Here is a 24325-nt window from a genome sequence, read left to right on the forward strand (position 1 = left end):
ATGGACAACAGTAGCGGCGTCGGCGTTCTGGACAAGGCGGCCCTCGTCCTGAGCGCTCTGGAGTCCGGTCCGGCCACCCTCGCGGGTCTGGTCGGTGCCACCGGACTGGCACGACCCACGGCTCACCGCCTGGCCGTGGCTTTGGAACACCACCGCATGGTGGCACGCGACATGCAGGGCCGTTTCATTCTCGGCCCACGCCTCGCGGAGCTCGCGGCGGCGGCGGGCGAGGACCGCCTGCTCGCGACGGCGGGCCCCGTGCTCACCCACCTCCGCGATGTCACCGGCGAGAGCGCACAGCTCTACCGGCGCCAGGGTGACATGCGCATCTGTGTGGCCGCGGCGGAGCGCCTGTCCGGCCTGCGGGACACCGTCCCGGTCGGCTCCACGCTCACGATGAAGGCCGGCTCCTCGGCGCAGATCCTGCTCGCCTGGGAGGAGCCCGAGCGCCTGCACCGCGGCCTGCAGGGCGCCCGCTTCACGGCGACGGCCCTGTCGGGCGTACGGCGGCGCGGCTGGGCCCAGTCCATCGGCGAGCGCGAGCCGGGCGTCGCATCCGTCTCCGCGCCCGTACGCGGCCCCTCCAACCGCGTCGTGGCCGCCGTCTCGGTCTCCGGCCCCATCGAGCGTCTGACCCGCCACCCGGGCCGTATGCACGCCCAGGCGGTCATCGACGCGGCGGCCCGTCTGTCGGAGGCCTTGCGCCGCTCGGGCTGAGCCCCCCGCTGTGCGGGAACGCGAGGAGGGCCTGCCTCAACGCCGCGGCAGGCCCTCCTCGTCCCCCGTCCCCCTGTTCAGCCGGCCTTTTCCGCCACCGGGGCCTGTCGCGAGCGGTAGGAGAGCCGGTCCTTCGCATAGCGCCCGCGCTTCTCCAACGGGATCTGCCCGTGCGCCGCGGCGAGGCCGAACGCGGGCATGTCGCCGTAGATCGCCTCGTACGACCCCTCCGGCACGACATACGTCTCGTGCCAGATGCCGACCTGCCCGCGCAGCTTCCCGGTCCGCTCCTTGCGGTTGAGCTTCGCCCAGGCCTTGTGGTGGAAGGCGTCGGGAGCCGTCGCGTAGCCGTACAGCTTCTCCTTGGACTCCCAGTACTGGACGATGTAGTACGTGCGCGGCGAAGCCGTCAGCATGACGCGGCTGCGCAGGCCCCGCGCCGGATCCTTCTCCAGTTCCCGCAGCATCCGGAACATCGCGAGCATCACCGGGAGCCACAGATGCACGGCCCAGAAGCGGTTGATGCGCATGCCGATCAGCAGGACGACGACCTCGCCCCTGGCGTCGGCGGTCGTACGGGAAACCATGACTACTCCCCCTCGTTGGCGAGCGACGCTATCCAACTTCCGATGCTTGGATAGTGCCGTTATCCAAGAAGGAGCGCAAGACATGCGGCTCGCCGAATTGAGCAGACGCAGCGGTGTGTCCACCGCGACGATCAAGTACTACCTGCGTGAAGGCCTGTTGCCGCCGGGCCGCCAGGTCAACCCCACGACGGCGGAGTACGACGACGGGCACCTGCGCCGGCTGCGGCTGGTGCGCGCGATGATCCAGGTCGGCGGGATCCCGGTGGCCACGGTCCGGGAGGTGCTGGGCCACGTCGACGACTACGCCCTGGGCCGCACGATCCGGCTGGGCGCGGCCCTGTGGGCGCTGCCGCAGGTGCCGGAGCCGGACGAGGAGGACGCCTTCGTGCAGGCGGCCCACCGGGAGGTGGACGAGCTGCTCGACCGCCTGGGCTGGTCCAACGCGAAGCTGCTGACGACGATCTCCCCCTCGTACCGCTCGCTGGTGGTGGCGGTGGCCGCGTTCCGCCGGCTCGGTTACGACTGGGGCTCCGAACTGCTCGCGTCCTACGGCAGGTTGATGCACGAGGTGGCCAAACTCGACCTGGACTTCGTGGAGACGCATCCGTCGGAGGCGGAGAAGGTGGAAACGGCGGTGCTCGGCGCGGTGCTGACCGAGCCGATGCTGCAGGCCCTGCGCCGGCTGGCCCAGGAGGAGGAGTCGGGGCGCCGCTACGGTTTCGAGTAGCGCCCGGGTACGGCGAAGGCCCCCCACCGAAGTGGAGGGCCTTCCCTGTGCGTACCCCCGACCGGATTCGAACCGGCGCTACCGCCTTGAGAGGGCGGCGTGCTAGGCCGCTACACAACGGGGGCGTGGACTCTGCGTTTCCGCAGGTCCGAGCTGGTCTACCTGGACTCGAACCAAGACTAACTGAACCAGAATCAGTCGTGCTGCCAATTACACCATAGACCAATGATGGTTTAGACCAGTCAGTACCCCCGACCGGATTCGAACCGGCGCTACCGCCTTGAGAGGGCGGCGTGCTAGGCCGCTACACAACGGGGGCCCTAGCGATCCCGACCGAGATCAGGATCAGTACCCCCGACCGGATTCGAACCGGCGCTACTGCCTTGAGAGGGCAGCGTGCTAGGCCGCTACACAACGGGGGCTTTGCAGATAAGCTCTGCGAGCTGGCCTACCTGGACTCGAACCAAGACTAACTGAACCAGAATCAGTCGTGCTGCCAATTACACCATAGGCCACTGGAACTCAAGCCCCTGCGGGGTTCTCGTTCTAGCTTGCTCCGTGGGGCTCCGGCCTTCCGGCCCGCTCCCCTCGGCGCAGGAAGAACATTACCCGAAGGTGGACGGGGCTCCAAAACGGGTATCCGCGCGGACTAGCGCCGGGAGTTCGGCGAGGGTCGAGATCCGGTGCGCGACGACGTCCCCGGCGGCCTGTGCGTACGCCGTCCCGCGGTCGATCCACACGGACAGCAGCCCCGCCTCGGCGGCACCCCGACCGTCGATCTCCGGGTGATCGCCGACGTACGCCACCTCGTGCGGAGGCAGTCCCAGCACCTCGCAGGCGGCCAGGAAGGCGCCGGGCTCCGGCTTGGAGACGCCCAGCTCGGCGGCGCACAGCACGGCCTCGAAGCGGTCGAGGAGGCCGAGGGTGCGCAGCTTGTGCTCCTGGACCGTGATGCTGGAGTTGGACAGCACCGCGTGCCGGTGGCTGGCGGAGAGCGCCTCCAGGGCGGGCAGGACGTCCGGGAAGAGGCTCCAGGCGGCCTCGTAGTGCCCTATGTACCGCTGGAACCAGGCGTCGCACTCGGCATCGGTCAGTTCCGTGTCGAGGAACACACGCACGCGGTCGCGCCGCTGGTCCTGGAAGGAGCACTCCCCCGCCGCGTACCGCGCCCACTGCCGGTCGGTGGTCTTCCGCCACCGCAGGAGGGCCTCCTCGGGCGTCGCGTACCCGACGAGCAGCCCCTCCACCGCCAGATGCGCCCGCATGCCCTCACGGTCTGCGGTCGTGTAGTCGAACAGCGTGTCGTCCACGTCCCAGACCACGGCTCTGATCGTCATGACACCGACGGTACCGCCGGACGGCTGGCACACTGAGGGCCATGAGCGAGTACCGCGTCCAATTCACCGTCGAGGCCCGTGCGACGTACGACGCCCTGCCCGCAGAGCGCCGAGCGCAGTTGGACAAGGCCGTGCGGATACTGGCCCGTGACCCGTTCCGGAAGACCTCGACCGCGCCGCTGGGCCCGGACGACAACCTGCGCAAGGCCTATGTCGCCCCCGGTGTGGTGCTGGAGTACATGGTGGCCGGAGCGATCATGGTCATCGTCGTGCTGGAGATCTTCGACGAGAGTGCCTACTTGATCGACGAAGCCGAAGCCCAGTGACCGACGCAACAGGGGCGGCACCCGGAACACTCCGGATGCCGCCCCTGACGCATGTGCCGGCTAGGCGGTCAGCTTCGCCAGCGCCGCGTCGATCCTCGCCAGCGTCTTCTCCTTGCCCAGGACCTCCAGGGACTCGAAGAGCGGCAGTCCGACGGTGCGGCCGGTGACGGCGACGCGGACCGGGGCCTGGGCCTTGCCGAGCTTGAGGCCGTGGGCCTCGCCGGCGGCCAGGACGGCCTCCTTGAGGGACTCGGGCGACGTCCAGTCGGCCGACTCCAGCTTCTCGCGGGCGGTGCGCAGGAGGGCGTCGCTGCCCTCCTTCATCGCCTTGGTCCACGAGGCCTCGTCGAAGACGGGCTCGGCGAGGAACAGGAAGTCGACGTTGTCGGTGATCTCGGAGAGGACCTTGAGGCGGGTCTGGGCGTGCGGGGCGATCGCCTGCCACTTGGCCTCGTCGAAGTCCTCCGGCGCCCACGGGGCGAACGGGGCCTTCAGCCACGGGCGGCAGCGCTCGGTGAACTCCTTCACATCCAGCATGCGGATGTGGTCGCCGTTGATCGCCTCGCACTTCTTCAGGTCGAAGCGCGCCGGGTTCGGGTTGACGTCGGAGATGTCGAAGGCCGCGACCATCTCGTCGATCGTGAAGATGTCCTGGTCCGCGGAGAGGGACCAGCCCAGCAGGGACAGGTAGTTGAGCAGGCCCTCGGGCAGGAAGCCCTGCTCGCGGTAGAGGTTCAGGCTCGCCTGCGGGTCGCGCTTGGAGAGCTTCTTGTTGCCCTCGCCCATGACGTAGGGGAGGTGGCCGAACTGCGGGGTCCGCTTCGCGATGCCCAGCTCGGTCAGCGCCTTGTACAGCGCGATCTGGCGGGGGGTGGAGGAGAGCAGGTCCTCGCCGCGCAGGACGTGGGTGATCTCCATCAGCGCGTCGTCGACCGGGTTGACCAGCGTGTACAGCGGGGCGCCGTTCGCACGGACGATGCCGTAGTCCGGCACGTTCTCCGGCGTGAAGGTCAGCTCGCCGCGGACCAGGTCGGTGAAGGTGATCGTCTCGTCCGGCATCCGGAAGCGGACGATCGGGGTGCGGCCCTGGGCCTGGTACTCCTCGACCTGCTCGGCACTCAGGTCGCGGCAGTGGCCGTCGTAGCCGGAGGGCTTGCCGGCGGCGCGGGCGGCCTCGCGGCGGGTGTCCAGCTCCTCCTGGGAGCAGTAGCAGTGGTAGGCGTGGCCGGCGTCCAGGAGCTTCTGCGCGACGTCGGCGTAGATGTCCATGCGCTGCGACTGGCGGTACGGCGCGTGCGGGCCGCCGACCTCGGGGCCCTCGTCCCAGTCGAAGCCGAGCCAGCGCATCGCGTCGAGCAGCTGGTTGTACGACTCCTCGGAGTCGCGGGCCGCGTCGGTGTCCTCGATGCGGAAGACCAGGGTGCCCTGGTGGTGCCGGGCGAACGCCCAGTTGAACAGGGCGGTGCGGACCAGGCCCACGTGCGGGTTACCGGTGGGCGAGGGGCAGAAACGGACGCGTACGGGAGAGCCGGGTGCGCTAGCCACGCTTGACAACCTTGTTGGTGAGAGTGCCGATGCCTTCGATGGTGACGGCGACCTCGTCGCCGACGTTCAGGGGGCCGACCCCTGCCGGGGTGCCGGTGAGGATGACGTCGCCGGGGAGCAGGGTCATCGCCTCGGAGATGTTGACGACCAGGTCCTCGATGGGGTGGATCATCTCGCTGGTACGGCCCAGCTGGCGCTGCTGGCCGTTGACCGTGAGCTGGATGGTCAGGTCGTTCGCGCGCTCCAGGTCCAGGTCCGTCTCCACCCAGGGACCGAGCGGGCAGGAGCTGTCGAAGCCCTTGGCGCGCGCCCACTGCTTCTCGCGGCGCTGGACGTCACGGGCGGTGACGTCGTTGGCGCAGGTGTAACCGAAGATCACGTCCTTGACGCGTTCGCGCGGCACCTCGCGGCACATACGGCCGATGACGACGGCCAGCTCGGCCTCGTGGTGCAGTTCCTCGGAGAACGGCGGGTACTGGATGTCGTCACCGGGACCGATCACCGAGGTGGAGGGCTTGAAGAAGGCGAACGGGTCGTCCGGCACCTCGTTGCTCAGCTCGCGCGCGTGCTCGGCGTAGTTGCGGCCGAAGGCCACGACCTTGTTGGGGAGCACCGGCGGGAGCAGCCTGACCTTGTTCAGCGGCACCTTCGTACCGGACAGCTCGTGGTCCGCGAACGGGATGCCCTTGATGATGTCGAGGACGAGTTCGTCCTGCTTGTCGCCCTCGACCGCGCCGAAGGCGACGTTCCCGTCGATGGAGAACCTGGCGATGCGCACGGGATCCTTGCGCCCCTCACTGAGAACCGGCGTACTGACGCCTCAGGTTAACCGGTCGGACCGCCGGAATTCCGAGTCCGCGGGGCCGGGCGCGCGGGGAAGCAGCCGGTCCCCCGGCCATACGGCGCGGGGAAGCAGCCGGTCCCCCGGCCATACGGCGCGGGGAAGCAGCCGGTCCCCGGCCGTACGGCGCGGGGACCGGGGGTGGGAGCGCGGGGTGTGGGAGGGGAAACGGCGGGCCAGGAGCCGGGCCGGCCGTGGCCGGCAGCGCGTCGCGCTACTCTCCGGCCGCGGCCGCCGCGCCGACGGGGACGTCCACCAGGACCGTGCGTCGCGGGTTGGCGGTCTGGGCGGGGAGGTCGACGGAGTGCTCCTGCAGCTCGGGCGTCTGCAGGTCGCCGGTGTCCTTCAGATGCGCCAGGGTGGTGCGTCGCGGGTTGGCGATCTTGTGGAGCATCATCGTCGTCTTCACGGTTGTACGAGTCCTAGTCCTGTGTCGGCGTACAGAAGCGTCGCTCTTGTAAAGCGCCAGGCTAAACATCCAATTCCCTGCCGCAGGCGCCAACCGCCCAGGACGTTCATGTGAGTTTGCTCACGACCTCGCGGACAAACCGGTCAAACCTCACCCGCAACGCGCCCCAGCGAAACGGACATTGGACCCCTGAAGCCATCATTCCGCTCCTGATCATGGCGACTGGGACACCGAGTGATGAGCGACAACTCGCAGAGAAACGCCCGTTTCGTCCCGGATCAGCCTCCACGACTGGTAACTCGGCACTCACAGCCCGTCACGGAGGTCACAGCTCGGGACACGCACCTTGTTGGAGATCCGGCACTGTGCTGGAATTCCACGGACCGCCGCGGGGATCGAGCCGGCGCACATGGGGCGCAACGCAGCGCCAAGCGGCGGCGAGATCAGGGGGGAGCCAGCGCCGGTCACTCAAGACCACCCGGAGGGCGTTTTCAGGGCGCTCTCCAGAACGCCGACACCGTGTCCCTCCGTTCACGCGGAGGGGTGCCTGGTCCAGAGGTTGCGACGCTAGTGCAGGGACGTTTCAAGAGGGATGGCAGCGCTTCGGCGGAGCCGGAGTCGCACGACGGGACTGGCCCCATGAAGGGCAGCTCCTCGCCCCAGCACGCCCAGAACCCGGGCCAGGCCCCGTCCGGGGACAGCGGCGAGCGCAGCGGACGCCCCGGCGTGTCGGCCTCGTCGGCCGCCACGGGCGGCGGCTCCGGTGCGGCCCCCGCGCCGGCCGTGAAGCCCCCGAAGGGCCCCACCGGCCCCGGCTCACGCATGGCCCTGCGCAACTGGCGCATCTCCACGCGTCTGGTGTCGCTGCTGGCGCTGCCCGTCATCGCGGCGACCTCGCTGGGCGCACTGCGCATCAGCGACAACATGGACGACATCCAGCAGCTCGACAACATGAAGCTGCTGACGGACATGACCAAGCAGGCCACCGAGCTGGCCATGGCCCTCCAGGACGAGCGCGACCAGTCCGCCGGTCCCCTGGCGCACGGCCTGTCGCAGAGCGACTACACGGTCAAGGGCTTCGAAGAGAAGACCGACCTGGCCCGCGAGAACTTCCTCAACTCCTCCGAGCAGATCGACGCGGCCAGCAAGGACGGCAACCTCCAGGGCGTCCGCGACGCGCTCGTCGGCCTCGCCAACCAGCTCGACGACCTCGCCAAGATCCGCAAGACCGCCTACAAGTCGCAGGGCAACTCGACCCAGACGGTGGAGTCGTACCACCGGCTGATCACCCAGCTGATCAGCCTGTCCCAGGACATGGCCGAGGCCTCCAGCAACCCGGAGATGATCTCGCGCACGCGCGCCCTGGCGGCCTTCTCCACCGCCAAGGAGTACGCCTCCGTACAGCGCGCCACGATCGCCGCCGCGCTGCCCGCGACCACGGACAGGAAGGGCGACCTCTCCGAGAACGACCGCCTGTACGGCCAGTCGGCGTACGCGAGCGAGAACTCGGAAATCGCGATCTTCCGCAAGATCTACGCCAACAACAACGCCGAGGAACTCCTCAAGCCGATCGACGAGGGCAACCCGACGATCGAGTCCGCGGACACCTATGCCAAGCGTGTCTTCGACTCCCCCAACGGCATCCAGAGCATGAACAACCGGTCCTACAAGGACTGGGTGGACGACAGCTCGACCAAGATCGACCAGATGAAGAAGATCGAGCACACGCTGCTCGAGCAGATGGAGCAGAAGGCCCGCGAGCTGAAGAGCGCCACCCAGCAGGACGCCATCATCTCCGGTGCGCTGATCCTGATCGTGCTCGGCGTGTCGCTGGTCGGCGCGTTCGTCGTGGCCCGCTCGATGATCCGCTCGCTGCGCCGGCTGCAGGAGACCGCGACCAAGGTCGCCCAGGAACGCCTGCCCGAGCTGGTCAAGCAGCTGTCGGAGTCCGACCCGCAGGACGTCGACACCTCGGTGGAGTCGGTCGGTGTGCACTCCCGGGACGAGATCGGCCAGGTGGCCGCGGCCTTCGACGACGTGCACCGCGAGGCGGTCCGCCTCGCCGCCGAGCAGGCCCTTCTGCGGGGCAACGTCAACGCGATGTTCACCAACCTCTCGCGCCGCTCGCAGGGTCTCATCCAGCGCCAGCTGTCGCTGATCTCCGAACTGGAGTCCCGCGAGGCCGACCCGGACCAGCTGTCCTCGCTGTTCAAGCTGGACCACCTCGCCACGCGTATGCGCCGTAACGGTGAGAACCTCCTCGTTCTCGCGGGTGAAGAGCCCGGCCGCCGGTGGACCCGTCCGGTCCCGCTGGTCGACGTGCTCCGCGCCGCCGCGTCCGAGGTGGAGCAGTACGAGCGCATCGAGCTGGCCGCCGTCCCGACCACCGAGGTCGCCGGCCGGGTCGTCAACGACCTCGTGCACCTGCTCGCCGAGCTGCTGGAGAACGCGACCTCGTTCTCCTCGCCGCAGACCAAGGTCAAGGTCACCGGTCACGCGCTGCCCGACGGCCGCGTCCTGATCGAGATCCACGACACCGGTATCGGCCTCTCCCCCGAGGACCTCGCGGCGATCAACGAGCGGCTCGCCTCGCCGCCCACCGTGGACGTCTCGGTCTCCCGCCGCATGGGTCTGTTCGTGGTCGGCCGGCTGTCGCAGCGGCACGGCATCCGCATCCAGCTGCGCCCGTCCGACTCCGGTGGCACGACCGCGCTGGTCATGCTGCCCGTGGACGTCGCCCAGGGCGGCAAGAAGCCCGCTCCGGGCAAGCCGGGCGCGCCCGTCGGCTCCGGTGGTCCGGCCGCCGCGCAGGCGGCCGCCGGTGCGGCCGCGGCGCGCCGCGCGAACGCCAACAACGGCCAGGGCGGTGCCCTGGGTGGCGGGCCGGCCGGTGGCGGTCTGCTCGGTGGCGGTCCCGGCCAGCGCGGCCAGGTCGGCGCCGGCCAGGGTCCCCGGCCCGCGCTGCCCGGCACGGGCCAGGGCGGCCGTCCCGGTGCGCCGGGCGGTGCGCGTGGTCCCCAGGGCGGTCCCGGTGGTCCCAGTGGTCTCGGTGGTCTGCAGCAGGGCCGGCCGGCGCCCGCGGGGGCCGGTGCGGGCGGCTTCGGCGCTCAGGCGCCCGGCGCCCCGCAGGGTCTGCAGGCCGCGAACCCGGGCGGCCAGCAGCAGGACGCCTTCGGCGGCCGTGGCCCGCAGCGGCCCGGTGCCGCCTCCGACCAGGGCCGCCAGCCCCAGCTGCCGCCGCGCGGCGGCCCGCGGGCCGAGCTGCCCGGCGGTGACCAGCAGCGCACCCCGGACTGGAGCGACACCCGGGCTCCGCTGTCGCGGGCCTCGCTGGACGCGCCGCGCGGCCACGACGAGCAGGACCCGGCGCACGCCGCGCGCAGGCCGCGCGTCGACGACCGGCAGGGCCCGGGTTCGACCGCGGAGATGCCCCGGATCGACGCGCAGGGCCCGTCCGCCACGGGCGAGTTCGCGCGTCCGGAGCTGCCCGGCCCCCAGCACACGGGTCAGTACGCCCGCCCGGAGAACCCGCAGCAGACCGGCCAGTTCGCGCGCCCCGACAACCCGCAGCAGACCGGCCAGTTCGACGGTGCCGGTGGCAGCCAGGGCGCCGATCCGTACGTCCGCTCCGACGTCTTCGGCACGCCGGCGCCGCGGCGGGACGACACCGCGCAGAACGCCGGTCAGAACACGGGCCAGAACACCGGCCAGTTCGCGGCCCCGCAGGGCTTCGACGGCGGCTACGACGGCAGTTCCACCGGCAGGCACGCCCTGCCCGGCCGCCAGAACCCGGCCCACACGGGTCAGTTCGAGCGCCCGCAGCAGGCCGGCCGGGACGACTTGGGCGCCCGGCGTCAGCAGGCCCCCCAGCAGCGTCCGGTGCACCGTGAGCCGGAGGCTCTGCCGCCGGCCACCGGCCCGGGTGACGGCCGTACCCCGCTGTACGACACGCTGGAGACCAACTGGTTCCACGGCGGTCCGCAGGCGGAGGGCGCCCCCGCGCCGCAGCAGCAGCCGCAGGCACCCGCCCCGGCCCCGCAGCGCCCCGCGAACGGCAACGGCTCCACCACCGGTTCCTGGCGCACCTCGCCGAACGACGAACTCGTCCGGCAGGCCGAGCGCGTCCGGCAGCCCGCCGCGGGCGGAGTCACCACCTCCGGCCTGCCGCGCCGGGTGCCCCGGGCCAACCTCGTCCCGGGCACCGCCCAGCAGCAACAGCACCAAGCCGGTCCGCAGGTCTCGCGTGCGCCTGACGACGTACGCGGACGGCTGACCAATCTCCGTCGGGGCATCGCTCAGGGCCGTCAGGCCGGCAGCGGCCAGACCGGCAGCTACCCGAGCCCCACTCACCAGCAGGAGCGTTAGTTGAGTCCGATGAGCCAGGCGGCACAGAACCTGAACTGGTTGATCACCAACTTCGTGGACAACACCCCCGGGGTGTCGCACACGGTGGTGGTCTCCGCCGACGGCCTTCTGCTGGCGATGTCCGAAGGCTTCCCGCGGGACCGCGCCGACCAGCTGGCGGCCGTCGCGTCCGGGCTGACCTCGCTGACGGCCGGGGCGTCCCGGATCTTCGAGGGCGGCACCGTGGCACAGACGGTCGTCGAGATGGAGCGCGGGTTCCTTTTCCTGATGTCCATCTCGGACGGGTCGTCCCTCGCGGTACTGGCCCACCCCGAGTGCGACATCGGTCTCGTCGGCTACGAGATGGCACTGCTCGTCGACCGCGCAGGGGCGGTACTCACCCCGGACCTGCGCGCCGAACTCCAGGGCAGTCTGCTTCACTGACCGCCCCCGGCACCACCCACCTCACGAAAACACCGTCCGGCCGCCACAATCCCCCCACCGGCCCCGTCAGACGGCTTGACTGACCGACTTGCTGTCCCGCCCGGAGGATTCATGACCCCGCCCACCGCCCATCACGATCCGTATGCGGAGCCGTACGGGGACGAGGGCGACCAGCCGCTGGTCCGTCCGTACGCGATGACCGGCGGCCGGACCAGGCCGCGCTATCAGCTCGCGATAGAGGCACTCATCAGTACGACGGCGGACCCGGCTGCGCTCATGGGGCTGCTCCCCGAGCACCAGCGGATCTGCCATCTGTGCCGTGAGGTCAAGTCGGTCGCGGAGGTCTCCGCCCTGCTGGCCATGCCGCTCGGGGTGGCCCGGATCCTGGTGGCCGACCTCGCCGAGGCCGGCCTGGTCGCCATCCACCAGCCGGGTGGCGACGAGAACAACGGCGGCGCACCGGATGTGACGCTGCTCGAAAGGGTGCTCAGTGGACTTCGCAAGCTCTGACGCGGGCCGGGCCACCACCTCGGCGAAGATCGTGGTGGCGGGCGGCTTCGGCGTGGGCAAGACCACGTTCGTCGGCGCCGTCTCGGAGATCAACCCGCTGCGCACAGAGGCCGTCATGACGTCCGCTTCGGCCGGCATCGACGACCTCACCCACACCGGGGACAAGACGACGACCACCGTCGCCATGGACTTCGGCCGTATCACCCTGGACCAGGACCTCATCCTGTACCTGTTCGGCACGCCCGGCCAGGACCGCTTCTGGTTCATGTGGGACGACCTGGTGCGCGGTGCGATCGGCGCGGTGGTGCTCGTGGACACCCGGCGCCTGGCCGACTGCTTCCCCGCGGTCGACTACTTCGAGAACTCCGGCCTGCCGTTCGTCGTCGCCCTCAACGGCTTCGACGGCCAGCAGCCCTACGCCCCCGAAGAAGTACGGGAAGCGCTGCAGATAGGACCGGACACCCCGATCATCACGACCGACGCCCGGCACCGCGCCGACGCCAAGAGTGCGCTGATCACCCTGGTCGAGCACGCCCTGATGGCACGTCTCAAGTAGCGCCCGCGCACGTACTCAAGTACGACGGCGTATACGGCAGTTACGGTAAACGCTACGGAGCCGACTGTGGCCTATGACACGGTCGGCTCCGACGTTCATAACAGTTCGGCAGAGGAATCACCCGGCTTCACCACGCGACGCGTTCGCGTAGTGCCGCTGTGCGCACAAACGCCCCGCCTTTTGGCGGGGCTCGCTCTTTATGACCGTTTTATCTGGGGCTTACAAGAGCGTTGCTCCGAGGTTTCCGCTGTTTGGAAGAGCGCTGGTCCACGTGCTGGAATGCCTGAACTGCCCAATAGTCAAAGACGTACCCACCAAGGGGTCGATGACGAACCGGGCTCTGAGAGACTGCGGCACGACGTAGGTGCCGACCGCCGAGAGGTTGTTGGTCGAGTGAGGCGAAGCAAGAACGGTCCCGAGCCGTCGGCGCGGGGCAACTTCACCCCGCCGCCGCGCGCTGCGGCGCCCACCCCTGTGCCCGGCGCGGAACCGACGGCGGCCCCCGCGCCGAGCGGCGGCCGTTTCTCGCCGCGCAACTGGCGTGTGCCGACCAGGCTGAACGCGATCCTGCTGATACCCGTGGCGGTCGGCCTCGTCATGGGTGGCTTCCAGGTGAAGAGCTCGATCGACACCTGGCAGCAGGCACGCGACGCCGAGAACACCGCCCGCCTGGTGCGTGCCGCCCTCAGCTACGCCGACGCCCTCGAAAACGAGCGTGACGTCACCGCGGCGCCCTTGCTGCTGAAGAAGACCGACAGCAAGAGCAAGGCGACCATCGATGCCGCCCGCAAGGCCACGGACGACGCCGCCGACGCCTTCGACCAGGCCGCGCAGAACATGCCGCAGAAGTCGGGCCTGGTGCGCCGGCTGAAGCTGTTCCGCGAGGCCGAACCCAAGCTCGCGCAGCTGCGGCAGGTCGCGTACACCTCCAAGGTGACCGGCGTACAGACCGAAGAGGGCTACGTCGACGTCTCCCACCCGCTGATGGAGTTCGCCAACGAGCTCGGTCTGGGCACCGGCAACATCACCTCCTACGGCCGTACCGTCTACGCCATCTCGCTGACCAAGGCGGCGCTGTCGCTGGAGCGGTCGATCGGCACGCATCTGCTGGTCAAGCCCGGTCCGGACGCACCCAACCTGGCGACCCAGCGGGTGTCCCTCTCCTCGTACGCCTACCTCGAGCGCATCGCCGTGGAGGAGTACAAGGGCGGTGGCACCGAGGCCGACGCGCAGAAGCTGAAGGACAAGCAGACACAGATCGAGTCGCAGGGCGCCGCGATGGCCGCGGCGGCCAAGCAGCAGAACCCGAACTACGTCCCGCCGCCCTCCGACCCGACCAAGATGGTGGCGCTGCTGGCCACCATGAAGGACACCAGCGTCCTGACCCGTCAGACCCTCGCGGCCGGCGGCATCACCGCCGACAACTGGTTCGCGGTCAACTCGCTGAAGTACAAGGCTTACCGGCAGATCGAGTCGGACATGGCCGACAGGGCCGTGAACGAGGCCTCCGACATCGCCGACGACGCCAAGACCTCGGCGTTCATCACCGGTGGCGTCGTCGTGGTCGCCCTGCTGCTCGCCTTCATCCTGGCCGGTGCCGTGGCCCGCCAGATGAGCCGCTCGATGCGCCAGCTGCGCAACGCCGCCTTCGGCATCGCCGAGCAGCGCCTGCCGATGCTGGTCGACCAGCTCTCGCGCACCGACCCCGGCCGGGTCGACACCCGGGTCGCCCCGATTCCGATCACCACCAAGGACGAGATCGGCGAGGTCGCCCGCGCCTTCGACCAGGTCCACCGCGAGGCGGTCCGGCTCGCCTCCGAGCAGGCGCTGCTGCGGGGCAACATCAACGCGATCTTCACCAACCTCTCGCGCCGCAACCAGTCGCTGATCGAGGGCCAGCTGACCCTGATCACCGACCTGGAGAACAACGAGGCCGACCCCGACCAGCTGGAGAACCTCTTCAAGCTGGACCACCTGGCCACCCGTATGCGCCGCAACGGCGAGAACCTCCTGGTCCTCGCGGGCGAGGAGCCCGGCCGCCGCTGGGACCAGCCGGTCCCGCTGGTCGACGTGCTGCGCGCCGCCTCCTCCGAGGTGGAGCAGTACGAGCGCATCGAGCTCTCCGGCGTCCCGGAGGCCGAGATCCACGGCCGCGCGGTCACCGACCTCGTGCACCTGCTGGCCGAGCTGCTGGAGAACGCCACCACGTTCTCCTCGCCGCAGACCAAGGTCCGCGTCACCGCGACCCGGCTGCCCGACGGCCGCATCATGATCGAGATCCACGACAAGGGCATCGGCCTGACCGCCGAGGACTTCGCGGACATCAACCACAAGCTGGCCAACCCGCCGACCGTGGACGCCGCGATCTCCCAGCGCATGGGCCTGTTCGTGGTCGGCCGGCTGTCCGACCGGCACGGCATCCGCGTCCAGCTGCGGCCCTCGGGCGAGCAGGCCGGTACGACCTCCCTGGTCATGCTGCCGGACGCGATCACGCACGGCGGTGGCGGCGAGACGCCGCTGGACCGCGAGGAGTTCACGGTCTCGCAGATCATCCCGGAGCAGCAGTTCCAGGGCGAGAACTTCAACCAGATGCAGCCGATGCGCACCGCCGCCGAGCTGGGCTTCGACGACAGCCGGTACACGGAGGTCCCCGACGACATCCGCGAGCTGGACCCCGTCGGCCGCTCCCTGATGCGCGAGGAGCGCCGGGCGGCCCTGGAGGCCCAGACGCACGGCCAGCAGACCGCCGAGCCGCAGCCGGAGACGGGCGGGACTCCCGGGTACGAGGACCCGCTCTTCGACGGGCGCCAGGCCTATCAGGAGCAGCAGCCGTCGTACCAGGAGCAGGCCTACCAGGAGCAGCCGCAGCAGACGTACGAGGAGCAGACGTACGCCGAGCCGCAGCAGGCCTCCTTCGACGAGCAGTCGTACGACAAGTCGTACGAGGAGCAGTACTACGCGCCGAACGGCGGCTATCCGGACCCCGCGTATGCGGAGCCGGCGCAGGCCCCGTCCTACCAGGACGACTGGCCTCAGCAGCCGCAGCAACCGCAGCAGCCGCAGAACGGCTACCGGAACGGGTATCCGGACCAGTACGCTCCGGAAACGGAATCCTCGCAGGCCGCTGACGCAAGTGAGCGGAACCGCGTAGGCTTCGACCGTCCGGGACCGGGCTCTCCCGCCGCCCACGAGCTGACCGACGCCGGGCTGCCCCGCCGCGGATCCGTCGCGAGCGGTTCCAACGGCTCGGGTACCGCGGGTGGCACGGCGCGCGCGCAGCAGGAAGCCACGGCGCCGGACAACACTCCGGGGGCGGGCGACGACAGCTGGCGTTCGGCCAACGACGAGCGCTGGCAGCAGGCGGCGCAGCTCCGGAAGCCCAAGGCAGGCGGGGTCACCGCCTCGGGCCTGCCGCGGCGGGTACCCAAGGCCAACCTGGTCCAGGGTTCCGCCGAAACCACCCCCCAGGGGGGCCCACAGGTCTCCCGCGCCCCGGAGGACGTCCGGGGCAGGCTGAGCAACCTGCGTCGGGGCGTCCAGCGCGGACGCAGCGCAGGCAGTGAAACGAACGGCCAGGGCTTCGGTCCTGACAGCACCTACAACCAGGAGCGTTAGTGTGAGCCCGATGAGCCAGGCGGCACAGAACCTGAACTGGTTGATCACCAACTTCGTGGACAACACCCCGGGGGTGTCCCACACGGTGGTGGTCTCCGCCGACGGACTCCTTCTGGCGATGTCCGAAGGCTTCCCCCGCGACCGCGCCGACCAGCTCGCGGCCGTCGCCTCCGGTCTGACGTCTCTGACGGCAGGCGCCTCCCGCATCTTCGAGGGCGGCAGCGTGAACCAGACGGTTGTGGAGATGGAGCGGGGATTCCTCTTCATCATGTCCATCTCCGACGGTTCGTCGCTCGCCGTGCTGGCCCATCCGGAAGCGGACATCGGCCTCATCGGGTACGAGATGGCCCTTCTGGTGGACCGCGCGGGCACGGTCCTCACCCCGGATCTGCGTGCAGAACTCCAGGGAAGCCTTCTCAACTAGCAGGCGAACGGTGCGTATACGCGTCCCGGGGCCGTAAGGTTTCGGGACGCGGCTCCACACGGATGGGTGCCCGGCACAGTCGGAGGAGGAGAAGAGAGTGGCAACACCCCCAGGCGGTTCGAATTCGGGCAACTGGTCGTACGGCCCTGCCCAGGGCCGCGGCGACGGTTCGCAGAACCCGAACCGTTACAACTTCCCCTCCGCCCCTGGCCACCGGCAGCCGTACGCCCCGCAGGGCCCCGGCCCCTCGCCGTACGACCAGCCGCCGGCCCCGCGCATCCAGCCGGTGCAGCCGCAGCGCCGCCCCGAGCCGGCGCCCGCGACGGCGTCGAACAACCCCTTGGTGCGTCCGTACGCCATGACCGGCGGACGGACCCGCCCGCGCTACCAGCTCGCCATCGAGGCGCTGGTGCACACCACCGCCGCTCCGCACCAGATGCAGGGTCAGCTGCCCGAGCATCAGCGGATCTGCAACCTCTGCCGTGAGATCAAGTCGGTAGCCGAAATCTCCGCGCTCCTGACAATCCCCCTCGGCGTGGCCAGGATCCTCGTCGCCGACTTGGCGGAGGCGGGCCTGGTCGCCATCCATCAGCCCGGCGGCGACGAGAACGCCGGTGGCCAGCCAGACGTGACACTGCTCGAAAGGGTGCTCAGTGGACTTCGCAAGCTCTAGCGGCGGTCCTTCCCGCTCCACCACCTCCGCGAAGATCGTGGTGGCGGGCGGCTTCGGCGTGGGCAAGACCACGTTCGTCGGCGCCGTCTCGGAGATCAACCCGCTGCGCACAGAGGCCGTCATGACGTCCGCTTCGGCCGGCATCGACGACCTCACCCACACCGGAGACAAGACGACGACCACCGTCGCCATGGACTTCGGCCGTATCACCCTGGACCAGGACCTCATCCTGTACCTGTTCGGCACGCCCGGCCAGGACCGCTTCTGGTTCATGTGGGACGACCTGGTGCGCGGTGCGATCGGCGCGGTGGTGCTCGTGGACACCCGGCGCCTGGCCGACTGCTTCCCCGCGGTCGACTACTTCGAGAACTCCGGCCTGCCGTTCGTCATCGCCCTCAACGGCTTCGACGGCAACCAGCCGTACAACCCCGACGAGGTCCGCGAGGCCCTGCAGATCGGCCCCGACACCCCGATCATCACGACCGACGCCCGGCACCGCGCGGACGCCAAGTCGACGCTGATCACCCTGGTCGAGCACGCCCTGATGGCGCGCCTGCGGTAGCGCTGCCGCTCGGGGCAACCGACTCCGGCCTCTGTCTCTCTTCCTGGGGGACAGAGGCTTTTGTCGTTCCACGGGGATGTTCGTGAGCAAGTTTGTGGTGGGCGCCGTACTGGTCCTGCTGGGCGCCGTACCGGCGGTCCTGTTCCTGCTGCTGGTGGTGCTGGGGACGGTGGCCGCCTTTCCGGGCCTGATCGAGATCGACGGCCTGGGCGCGGTGTTCTGGGCGGTGCTGCTGGCCCTGCCGTGTGCCGCGCTGGCCTCGGCGGTGCTGTACCCCCTCCGGCTCGTGGGCCTGCGCAACCGCTATGTCCTGGGCTGGCTGTCCATGTTCCTGACGGCTGTCCTGGTCATGGCCTGGACACCCGGCCTGCACACGTCGTCACTGTGGCCGGCGGTGTGTCTGGCGACCCTGGAGATACCGCTGGGGTGGTGGCTGCACAAGCGGGACGAGCGGCGGCGCACCGGGTGAGAATGCCCCTCGTCGCATTGCGTTTTCGTGGAGGGGGCAGGCGATGAGCGGTGCCGAGACGGCGGCGTTACGGCTGGGGACGACCGTGGCGAAGGCCGCGGCCCAGACCTGGCTCGGGGGGAGGCGGCGGGAGCAGGAACGCCGGATGGACATGGCCGAGCTGATCCGGCTGCGGGTGTCCGGGCTCCGGTTCCAGCGGGGCGTACAGCGTCAGTTCGAGGAGATCGCGGACGCGGTGTACGACCGGCTGGCGCCTTTCCTGGAAAGGGAGTTCCCGGGGCTGGAGGAGAGCAGTCGGCAGGCCCTGATCGACGCGGTGTGCGACACGTTCACGGCGGCGGACCTGTCGGACGGGGCGATCCTGGCTGCGGACGCGAAACCGGCGCAGGTCGTACGGCGGGTGACGGGAGCGGTACGGCCACCGGTCGGCCTCAGTGAGGCGGAGTCCCGGCTGTACGAGCTGCTGTTCACAGAGTGCGTCGAGTATTACGTCCGCATCGTGCAGGGGTTGCCGGTCTTCGAGGAACGGGTGCTGAGCGAACTGCTGGCGCGTACGACGTCCTTGGGCACGGAGATCGCCCGGGTGCTGGAGCGGCTGCCCGACCGGTCGCTGTTCGCACCGGAGGGGACCGACCGGGACGGCGAATTCCGGCACCGTTACCTGGAGTTGGTCAGCACCAGCCTGGACGAGGTGGAGCTCTTCCGGCGGACGTCGGACCGGGCAGGGGCTCAAGTGCGGCTGTCGGTGGCGTACGTGAGTCTGCGCGCGACGGGTGACGACGGGAGCCGACGTCGCCCCGCCCGCTCGCTGCCCGTGCTCCGGCCCGGCATGAGCGACTGGGAGGAGCCCGGCGAGAGCGCCGGGATGCGGGTGGAAGCGGCCCTGGGCGGATCGACCCGGGTGCTGTTGCGGGGCGAGGCGGGCTCGGGCAAGACGACCCTGTTGCGCTGGCTGGCGATCACGGCGGCGCGGGGCGCCTTCACCGGCGAGCTGGCCGAATGGAACGGCCTGACACCGGTGTTCGTGAAGCTGCGCGAGTACAGCGGGCGCCCTCTGCCGATGCCGGAGGCGATGCTCGACTCGGTGGCCGGGCAGATCACCGGTGTGATGCCGAAGGCGTGGGTGGAACGCCAACTCGCCGACGGTAACGCCCTGCTGCTGATCGACGGCGTGGACGAGCTGCTGGACGGGGAGCGGCGGGGCGTACGGGAGTGGCTGCGCCGGTTGCTGGCCGCGTACGGCGACGTCCGGGTCGTCGTCACCTCGCGCCCTGCCGCAGCGGGGGCGGACTGGTTGCGGCGTGAACGGTTCACAGCCCTGCAACTCGACCGCATGTCGCCCCCGGACCTCACGGCCTTCGTCCGGCAGTGGCATCAGGCGGTCCGGGAACTCGGCGACGAACTGCCCTGCGCGGTGGACGACCTGCCCCGCTACGAACAGTCGTTGCTGAGCAGCCTCAAGGACCGCCCGCATCTGCAGTCGCTGGCCGGTACCCCACTCCTCGCGGCAATGCTGTGCGCGATGCACCTGAACCAGGGCAGTCGGCTCCCGCGTGACCGGATGGAGCTGTACCGCAACGCCCTGCACGCTCTGGTCCATGAACGGGACGCGGACCGTAACGTGCCGAGCGCGGTGGACAGCCGGCTGAGTCTGAGCGACAAGCTGGTGCTGCTCCGAGACCTGGCGTGGAGGCTGTCCGACAACAACCGCAGTGATATCACGCTGGACCAGGCGGCGACGCACACGGCCAAAAAGCTCGCGGGGATGCGGCATCTGGAGGAGCAGAACGGGGCCAGGGTCCTGGAGCAGCTCCGGGACCGCTCGGGGATCCTCCGCTCCCCCGCCGAGGGCCGACTGGACTTCGTCCACCGGACCTTCCAGGAGTACCTGGCCGCCGAAGAGGCCACGCAGGAGGACCGCATCGGCAACCTCGTCGAGCGGGCCCATCTGGACCTGTGGCGCGAGACAATCATCATGGCGGCGGGCCATGCAAACCGGCCGCAGCGGGAGGAGCTGCTGGGCGGCATCCTGAACCGGGCGCGGGAAGAAGTCCGGCACAGGCGGAAGCTACGGCTGCTGGCAGCGGCCTGCCAGGAGACGGTGCCGGAGGTCTCCGTCGGTCTCGCCGGACAGCTGGAGGAGGCCGTGTCCGCGCTACTGCCGGCACGCCGACAGACGGACCCGCCCGCGCTGGCCGCGGTCGGGCCGAGTCTGCTGCGGAGGTTGCCCCGGTCGCTGGGAGAACTGTCGTCCAAAGCGGCCGTACAGACGGTGCGGACCGTGGCGCTGATCGGCGGAGAGCAGGCCCTGGCGGTACTGGAGGGGTACGCACAGGACAGGCGTCGTGATGTGGTCGACGCGCTCATCGATGCCTGGGGGTACTTTGACGCGGACGCTTACGCCGATCGGGTGATGGGCGAGCTTCCGTTGGACAAGCACCGGGTGGACGTGACGCACTCGGCCCAGGTACGGGCCACGGTACGACTGCGGTCGCTGACCTCGCTGTGGATCAAGTTCGGTCTGCAGGACCTGTCTCTGCTCGGCGAACTCGCTCCGCTCCAGGAACTGACGTGCACCGTGCAGGGCACGGCTGACCTGTCCCTGCTGAAGGGGCATCCAGGGCTCAACGGCTTTCAGCTGCTCGGTGCTGCGTCGCTGCGCAGTCCCCACGTCTTGGCAGAACTGCCCGCACTGCGTCTGTTGCAGGTGCCGCTCACCACCGCGGACGGCATCAAGGGTCTCCCGGTCTTGCCGAAGCTCAACACGCTGGTCTGCTCGGGCGTTACAGCGGAGACCAGACTGGGGTTCCTGGGCTCGCTCAGCGGCGTCGAGAACCTGTACCTCGTCGGTGCTCGCCGCAACCCGCTACCCGGGCTGGCCGCCTTGTCCGAGCTGACCCGTCTGCGCAGTCTGAAGCTCTACTACTTCGACGCCCGCACTCTGCCCTGGCAACTGGCGCCGGTCTGCCAGCTCACTGGTGTCGGTTTACACAGCTGTCTCCTGCCCGACGGTCTTGAGGGCCTGCGGCCGTGGACCCGACTGAGGTGGCTGGAGCTCAGCAACTGCGAGACCCGCGAAGGACCCGTCTCCGGACTGGAGCTCCCGGGCGTCCACGTCACCGTCAGCTGAGCGCACCGCAGCCCCGCCTCCCGAAGGGAGAAGCGGGGCTGCGGTCACGCGCAAAGACTCAGTGCCAGCTGTGCGGCGCCCGGAATCCCGGCTCGCGCTCCAGGCGGCGCCAGCCGGCTTTGGCGCGGCCTCGGTGGGTCTTGACCGAAGGCGTCTGCGCGGCCGCGCGGGCCAGGAGGACGGCCGTGATGGCGGCGACCTCCTCGGGCTCGGCGTGGCCCTTCTCGACGCGGATGTCGGGAGTGCTCATGGGTGTCAGTCTCCGTGAGAGAGAGGTCCGCGGGGTTGCCGCGGCGGGTCCGCTCGGTTACTGCGGGGGGTTGCCGTGCTTGCGGGAGGGCAGGTCGGCATGCTTGGACTGCAGCATCGCCAGGGACTTCACCAGGACTTCGCGGGTCTCGGCCGGGTCGATGACGTCGTCCACCAGGCCGCGCTCGGCCGCGTAGTACGGGTGCATCAGCTCGGACTTGTACTCCTTGACCATGCGCGCCCGCATGGCCTCGGGGTCCTCCGCTCCGGCGATCTGGCGGCGGAAGATCACGTTGGCCGCGCCCTCGGCGCCCATGACGGCGATCTCGTTCGTCGGCCAGGCGTAGGTGAGGTCGGCACCGATCGACTGGGAGTCCATGACGATGTAGGCACCTCCGTACGCCTTGCGCAGGATCAGCGAGATCCTCGGCACGGTCGCGTTGCAGTAGGCGTACAGCAGCTTCGCGCCGTGACGGATGATTCCGCCGTGCTCCTGGTCGACACCGGGGAGGAACCCCGGCACGTCCAGGAAGGTGACGATCGGGATATTGAAAGCGTCACACATCTGGACAAAGCGCGCAGCTTTTTCACTCGCCTCGATGTCCAGGACGCCCGCCAGCACCTGCGGCTGGTTGGCGATGATGCCGACCACCTGGCCGTCCAGGCGGGCCAGCGCGCAGATGATGTTCCGCGCCCAGCGCTCGTGGACCTCCAGGTACTCGCCGTCGTCGACGATCTCCTCGATGACCTTGGCCATGTCGTACGGCCGGTTGCCGTCGGCCGGGACCAGGTCGAGCAGGACGTCGGACCGGCGGTCCACCGGGTCGCCCGACTCCGCCCGGGGCGGGTTCTCGCGGTTGTTCTGCGGCAGCAGCGACAGCAGGTACCGCACCTCGGCGATGCAGGTCTCCTCGTCGTCGTAGGCGAAGTGACAGACGCCCGAGGTCTCCGCGTGGACGTCGGCGCCGCCGAGGCCGTTCTGGGTGATCTCCTCGCCGGTGACCGCCTTGACCACGTCCGGGCCGGTGATGAACATCTGCGAGGTCTCGCGGACCATGAAGACGAAGTCGGTGAGGGCGGGGCTGTAGGCCGCGCCGCCCGCGCACGGGCCCAGCATCACCGAGATCTGCGGGATGACACCCGACGCCTTGGTGTTGCGCTGGAAGATGCCGCCGTAGCCGGCGAGCGCGCTGACGCCCTCCTGGATACGGGCGCCGGCGCCGTCGTTCAGCGACACCAGCGGCGCACCGGCCGCGATGGCCATGTCCATGATCTTGTGGATCTTCGTCGCATGGGCCTCGCCCAGCGCACCGCCGAAGATGCGGAAGTCGTGCGCGTAGACGAAGACCGTACGGCCCTCGACCGTGCCCCACCCGGTGATGACACCGTCGGTGTACGGCTTCTTGGCCTCCAGGCCGAAGCCGGTCGCCCGGTGCCGGCGCAGCTGCTCGACCTCCTGGAAGGACCCCGGGTCCAGGAGCAGTTCGATCCGCTCCCGTGCGGTCAGCTTGCCCTTGGCGTGCTGTGCCTCGGTCGCCTTCTCGCTCGGACCCGCCACAGCCTGGGCACGAATCTCGTGCAGCTCGGCGACCCGTCCGCGTGCGTCCGTCGGCTCGCCGGTCGGCTCACCCGTCGTCTCTTCCAAAACGGTCATGTAGCGACCTTACGAAGGATGCCAAGGAAAGCGAGCCGTCGACTCCGTACAGTCTCCGGCCCGTTTTCCTGGTACGAGTGAACAGAACCATGGCCGCGTGCAGCCTTTCCGACTGCTCACAGGGCATGGGTGTTGTAGGGAGAGCACAAAGACGAGACCCGAGAGGCGCCCCACATTCACTGGGCGCAGATGCCATCTCCAGAGTGACACGGACCCTCGGGCGGCGGTCCGCGAACACACAGCACGGATGAGGTTGAAAGTCGAACTAAATGGGTCTACCGTCGAAGGCGAGCGGTTTGTTCAACGTTCAACATCCCCTTCGATATCCCATTCCGACACTTCCTGGAGCACGACATGGGCTTCTTCAGCCGCAAGGACAGCACCCCCGCGACCACCGCCGCGCCGGCCGCCGCGGGCCCCGACCTCGCCGCGCTGACCGGTGACTACGCGATCGACCCGACCCACACCACGATCGGTTTCGTCGCCCGGCACGCCATGGTCACCAACGTCAAGGGCAGCTTCCACGACGTCACCGGCACACTGCACCTGGACGGGGCGGACCCCAGCAGGTCCACCGCCACGCTCGACATCACGATGGACAGCATCGACACCGGCAACGCCGACCGCGACGGACACCTGAAGTCGTCCGACTTCTTCAAGACCGACGAGTTCCCGGTGATGTCCTTCCGCTCCACCAAGGCGGAGGCTCTGGGCGGCGACGACTACCGCATCACCGGCGACCTCTCCCTGCTCGGCGTGACCAAGCCGCTCACCATCGACCTGGAGTTCAACGGCTCCGCCCAGGACCCCTTCGGCAACGAGCGCGTCGGCTTCGAGGGCAAGGCCGAGATCCTGCGCTCCGAGTGGGGCCTGACCTGGAACGCGGCCCTGGAGACCGGCGGCGTCCTGGTCTCCGACAAGATCAAGCTGGTCTTCGACATCTCGGCCGTCAAGCAGGCGTGAGACGCGGGGAACGGGGAGCGCACCAGCGGTTCCCCAGCGCCCCCGGGTGCCCAGGACGGGCGGAGAAAAGGATGCGACGCTGGAGTGAGGGGCCCGCGAGTGCAGGGCCGAGTGCGTGCCGTCCGGTCCGGCCCCCTCTCCTTCGGCCTGGCGACGATGTCCCGCGTGCGGTCGGTCCGTGAGCCCGCCGGCCGGGGCACCACTCACCGAGCGTCGCCAGGCGGCCGTGACGCGCCAACCTGG

The 24325-nt window shown here is 69.7% G+C and carries 21 protein-coding genes and 5 tRNA genes; 14 read left to right on the plus strand and 12 right to left on the minus strand.

All coding sequences use genetic code 11. The features are described 5' to 3' along the window. A complete protein-coding gene (gene ndgR, locus ACZ41I_RS25310; RefSeq protein WP_023546516.1) occupies positions 1 to 717 on the plus strand; it encodes an IclR family transcriptional regulator NdgR in 717 nt (238 codons plus the stop codon). Between the two features lie 77 nt (positions 718 to 794). On the opposite strand, the gene ACZ41I_RS25315 is transcribed toward ndgR, so the two are convergent. Beyond that, positions 795 to 1304, minus strand: a complete 510-nt coding sequence (locus tag ACZ41I_RS25315) for a DUF4188 domain-containing protein (RefSeq protein WP_468515110.1) — start codon at positions 1302 to 1304, stop codon at positions 795 to 797. 82 nt (positions 1305 to 1386) lie between these two features. On the opposite strand from ACZ41I_RS25315, the gene ACZ41I_RS25320 reads away from it, so the two are divergent. Continuing rightward, entirely contained in the window at positions 1387 to 2031 is a 645-nt protein-coding gene (locus tag ACZ41I_RS25320; protein ID WP_399770720.1) for a MerR family transcriptional regulator, read from the plus strand. 52 nt (positions 2032 to 2083) lie between these two features. On the opposite strand, the gene ACZ41I_RS25325 is transcribed toward ACZ41I_RS25320, so the two are convergent. The 6 genes from ACZ41I_RS25325 to ACZ41I_RS25350 all read right to left on the minus strand — a co-directional run bounded on the left by ACZ41I_RS25325 (position 2084) and on the right by ACZ41I_RS25350 (position 3368). Continuing rightward, positions 2084 to 2156 (minus strand) — tRNA-Glu (locus ACZ41I_RS25325). A gap of 28 nt (positions 2157 to 2184) precedes the next feature. Next, positions 2185 to 2256, minus strand: a tRNA-Gln gene (locus ACZ41I_RS25330). A gap of 21 nt (positions 2257 to 2277) precedes the next feature. After that, positions 2278 to 2350: transfer RNA gene (locus ACZ41I_RS25335), tRNA-Glu, on the minus strand. 30 nt (positions 2351 to 2380) lie between these two features. Next, positions 2381 to 2453, minus strand: a tRNA-Glu gene (locus ACZ41I_RS25340). 21 nt (positions 2454 to 2474) lie between these two features. Then, positions 2475 to 2546, minus strand: a tRNA-Gln gene (locus ACZ41I_RS25345). Between the two features lie 90 nt (positions 2547 to 2636). Further along, the gene (locus tag ACZ41I_RS25350) at positions 2637 to 3368 is read right to left on the minus strand and encodes an HAD family hydrolase (RefSeq protein WP_468515111.1); all 732 of its coding nucleotides are present in this window, start codon (positions 3366 to 3368) and stop codon (positions 2637 to 2639) included. Positions 3369 to 3409: 41 nt separating this feature from the next. Here ACZ41I_RS25350 and ACZ41I_RS25355 point away from each other — a divergent pair, with 41 nt between their 5' ends. Then, on the plus strand, positions 3410 to 3694 hold the full coding sequence (locus ACZ41I_RS25355) for a type II toxin-antitoxin system RelE family toxin (protein WP_363215747.1): 285 nt from the start codon (positions 3410 to 3412) through the stop codon (positions 3692 to 3694). Positions 3695 to 3754: 60 nt separating this feature from the next. Here ACZ41I_RS25355 and gltX read toward each other — a convergent pair whose 3' ends face one another. The 3 genes from gltX to ACZ41I_RS25370 form a co-directional block, all read right to left on the minus strand. Next, positions 3755 to 5239: a glutamate--tRNA ligase gene (gene gltX / locus ACZ41I_RS25360; RefSeq protein WP_399770714.1), complete on the minus strand. Its 1485-nt coding sequence runs from the start codon at positions 5237 to 5239 to the stop codon at positions 3755 to 3757. After that, a complete protein-coding gene (locus ACZ41I_RS25365) occupies positions 5232 to 6017 on the minus strand; it encodes a fumarylacetoacetate hydrolase family protein (RefSeq protein WP_363215745.1) in 786 nt (261 codons plus the stop codon). Before ACZ41I_RS25365 ends, gltX begins: the two co-directional genes overlap by 8 nt. Positions 6018 to 6294: 277 nt before the next feature. After that, a complete protein-coding gene (locus ACZ41I_RS25370; RefSeq protein WP_363215744.1) occupies positions 6295 to 6489 on the minus strand; it encodes a hypothetical protein in 195 nt (64 codons plus the stop codon). Between the two features lie 570 nt (positions 6490 to 7059). On the opposite strand from ACZ41I_RS25370, the gene ACZ41I_RS25375 reads away from it, so the two are divergent. The 10 genes from ACZ41I_RS25375 (at position 7060) to ACZ41I_RS25420 (ending at position 21216) form a co-directional block, all read left to right on the plus strand. Then, the gene (locus ACZ41I_RS25375; protein WP_468515112.1) at positions 7060 to 10854 is read left to right on the plus strand and encodes a sensor histidine kinase; all 3795 of its coding nucleotides are present in this window, start codon (positions 7060 to 7062) and stop codon (positions 10852 to 10854) included. Between the two features lie 9 nt (positions 10855 to 10863). Further along, the gene (locus ACZ41I_RS25380) at positions 10864 to 11277 is read left to right on the plus strand and encodes a roadblock/LC7 domain-containing protein (RefSeq protein ID WP_037654657.1); all 414 of its coding nucleotides are present in this window, start codon (positions 10864 to 10866) and stop codon (positions 11275 to 11277) included. 111 nt (positions 11278 to 11388) lie between these two features. Then, positions 11389 to 11787: a DUF742 domain-containing protein gene (locus ACZ41I_RS25385; RefSeq protein WP_009190816.1), complete on the plus strand. Its 399-nt coding sequence runs from the start codon at positions 11389 to 11391 to the stop codon at positions 11785 to 11787. Then, the gene (locus ACZ41I_RS25390; RefSeq protein ID WP_184970470.1) at positions 11768 to 12343 is read left to right on the plus strand and encodes a GTP-binding protein; all 576 of its coding nucleotides are present in this window, start codon (positions 11768 to 11770) and stop codon (positions 12341 to 12343) included. The genes ACZ41I_RS25385 and ACZ41I_RS25390 overlap by 20 nt, the downstream gene beginning before the upstream one ends. 393 nt (positions 12344 to 12736) lie before the next feature. Then, positions 12737 to 15958 (plus strand): sensor histidine kinase, encoded by a 3222-nt coding sequence (locus ACZ41I_RS25395; RefSeq protein ID WP_399770708.1) that lies wholly within the window; start codon positions 12737 to 12739, stop codon positions 15956 to 15958. A 10-nt stretch (positions 15959 to 15968) separates the two neighbouring features. Then, positions 15969 to 16382 carry a roadblock/LC7 domain-containing protein gene (locus ACZ41I_RS25400; RefSeq protein WP_004983065.1) on the plus strand — a complete coding sequence of 138 codons (414 nt, stop codon included), beginning with the start codon at positions 15969 to 15971 and terminating at the stop codon, positions 16380 to 16382. Positions 16383 to 16479: 97 nt separating this feature from the next. Then, positions 16480 to 17055, plus strand: coding sequence for a DUF742 domain-containing protein (locus ACZ41I_RS25405; RefSeq protein ID WP_351240156.1), 576 nt, complete (start codon positions 16480 to 16482; stop codon positions 17053 to 17055). Next, positions 17036 to 17617 carry a GTP-binding protein gene (locus ACZ41I_RS25410; RefSeq protein WP_031224757.1) on the plus strand — a complete coding sequence of 194 codons (582 nt, stop codon included), beginning with the start codon at positions 17036 to 17038 and terminating at the stop codon, positions 17615 to 17617. Before ACZ41I_RS25405 ends, ACZ41I_RS25410 begins: the two co-directional genes overlap by 20 nt. A gap of 82 nt (positions 17618 to 17699) precedes the next feature. After that, entirely contained in the window at positions 17700 to 18086 is a 387-nt protein-coding gene (locus tag ACZ41I_RS25415) for a hypothetical protein (protein WP_399770703.1), read from the plus strand. A 43-nt stretch (positions 18087 to 18129) separates the two neighbouring features. Further along, entirely contained in the window at positions 18130 to 21216 is a 3087-nt protein-coding gene (locus ACZ41I_RS25420) for an NACHT domain-containing protein (protein WP_468322365.1), read from the plus strand. Positions 21217 to 21274: 58 nt separating this feature from the next. Here the strand turns inward: ACZ41I_RS25420 and ACZ41I_RS25425 are convergent, their stop codons facing one another. Together ACZ41I_RS25425 and ACZ41I_RS25430 are read right to left on the minus strand one after the other, a co-directional pair. Further along, positions 21275 to 21466 (minus strand): acyl-CoA carboxylase subunit epsilon, encoded by a 192-nt coding sequence (locus ACZ41I_RS25425; RefSeq protein WP_363218427.1) that lies wholly within the window; start codon positions 21464 to 21466, stop codon positions 21275 to 21277. A 57-nt stretch (positions 21467 to 21523) separates the two neighbouring features. After that, positions 21524 to 23119 carry an acyl-CoA carboxylase subunit beta gene (locus ACZ41I_RS25430; protein ID WP_399770696.1) on the minus strand — a complete coding sequence of 532 codons (1596 nt, stop codon included), beginning with the start codon at positions 23117 to 23119 and terminating at the stop codon, positions 21524 to 21526. A 354-nt stretch (positions 23120 to 23473) separates the two neighbouring features. Between ACZ41I_RS25430 and ACZ41I_RS25435 the strand changes: the two genes are divergently transcribed. Continuing rightward, on the plus strand, positions 23474 to 24082 hold the full coding sequence (locus tag ACZ41I_RS25435) for a YceI family protein (RefSeq protein WP_468322360.1): 609 nt from the start codon (positions 23474 to 23476) through the stop codon (positions 24080 to 24082). Positions 24083 to 24325 lie beyond the last annotated feature (243 nt).

This window comes from Streptomyces sp. NPDC030799, assembly GCF_055572255.1.

Excerpts from the sequence above, each read along its gene's own strand:
- ndgR (WP_023546516.1), top strand. The coding sequence starts at position 1 with ATGGACAACAGTAGCGGCGTCGGCGTTCTGGACAAGGCGGCCCTCGTC.
- ACZ41I_RS25315 (WP_468515110.1), bottom strand. The coding sequence starts at position 1,304 with ATGGTTTCCCGTACGACCGCCGACGCCAGGGGCGAGGTCGTCGTCCTG.
- ACZ41I_RS25320 (WP_399770720.1), top strand. The coding sequence starts at position 1,387 with ATGCGGCTCGCCGAATTGAGCAGACGCAGCGGTGTGTCCACCGCGACG.
- ACZ41I_RS25350 (WP_468515111.1), bottom strand. The coding sequence starts at position 3,368 with ATGACGATCAGAGCCGTGGTCTGGGACGTGGACGACACGCTGTTCGAC.
- ACZ41I_RS25355 (WP_363215747.1), top strand. The coding sequence starts at position 3,410 with ATGAGCGAGTACCGCGTCCAATTCACCGTCGAGGCCCGTGCGACGTAC.
- ACZ41I_RS25380 (WP_037654657.1), top strand. The coding sequence starts at position 10,864 with ATGAGCCAGGCGGCACAGAACCTGAACTGGTTGATCACCAACTTCGTG.
- ACZ41I_RS25385 (WP_009190816.1), top strand. The coding sequence starts at position 11,389 with ATGACCCCGCCCACCGCCCATCACGATCCGTATGCGGAGCCGTACGGG.
- ACZ41I_RS25400 (WP_004983065.1), top strand. The coding sequence starts at position 15,969 with ATGAGCCAGGCGGCACAGAACCTGAACTGGTTGATCACCAACTTCGTG.
- ACZ41I_RS25420 (WP_468322365.1), top strand. The coding sequence starts at position 18,130 with ATGAGCGGTGCCGAGACGGCGGCGTTACGGCTGGGGACGACCGTGGCG.
- ACZ41I_RS25425 (WP_363218427.1), bottom strand. The coding sequence starts at position 21,466 with ATGAGCACTCCCGACATCCGCGTCGAGAAGGGCCACGCCGAGCCCGAG.
- ACZ41I_RS25430 (WP_399770696.1), bottom strand. The coding sequence starts at position 23,119 with ATGACCGTTTTGGAAGAGACGACGGGTGAGCCGACCGGCGAGCCGACG.
- ACZ41I_RS25435 (WP_468322360.1), top strand. The coding sequence starts at position 23,474 with ATGGGCTTCTTCAGCCGCAAGGACAGCACCCCCGCGACCACCGCCGCG.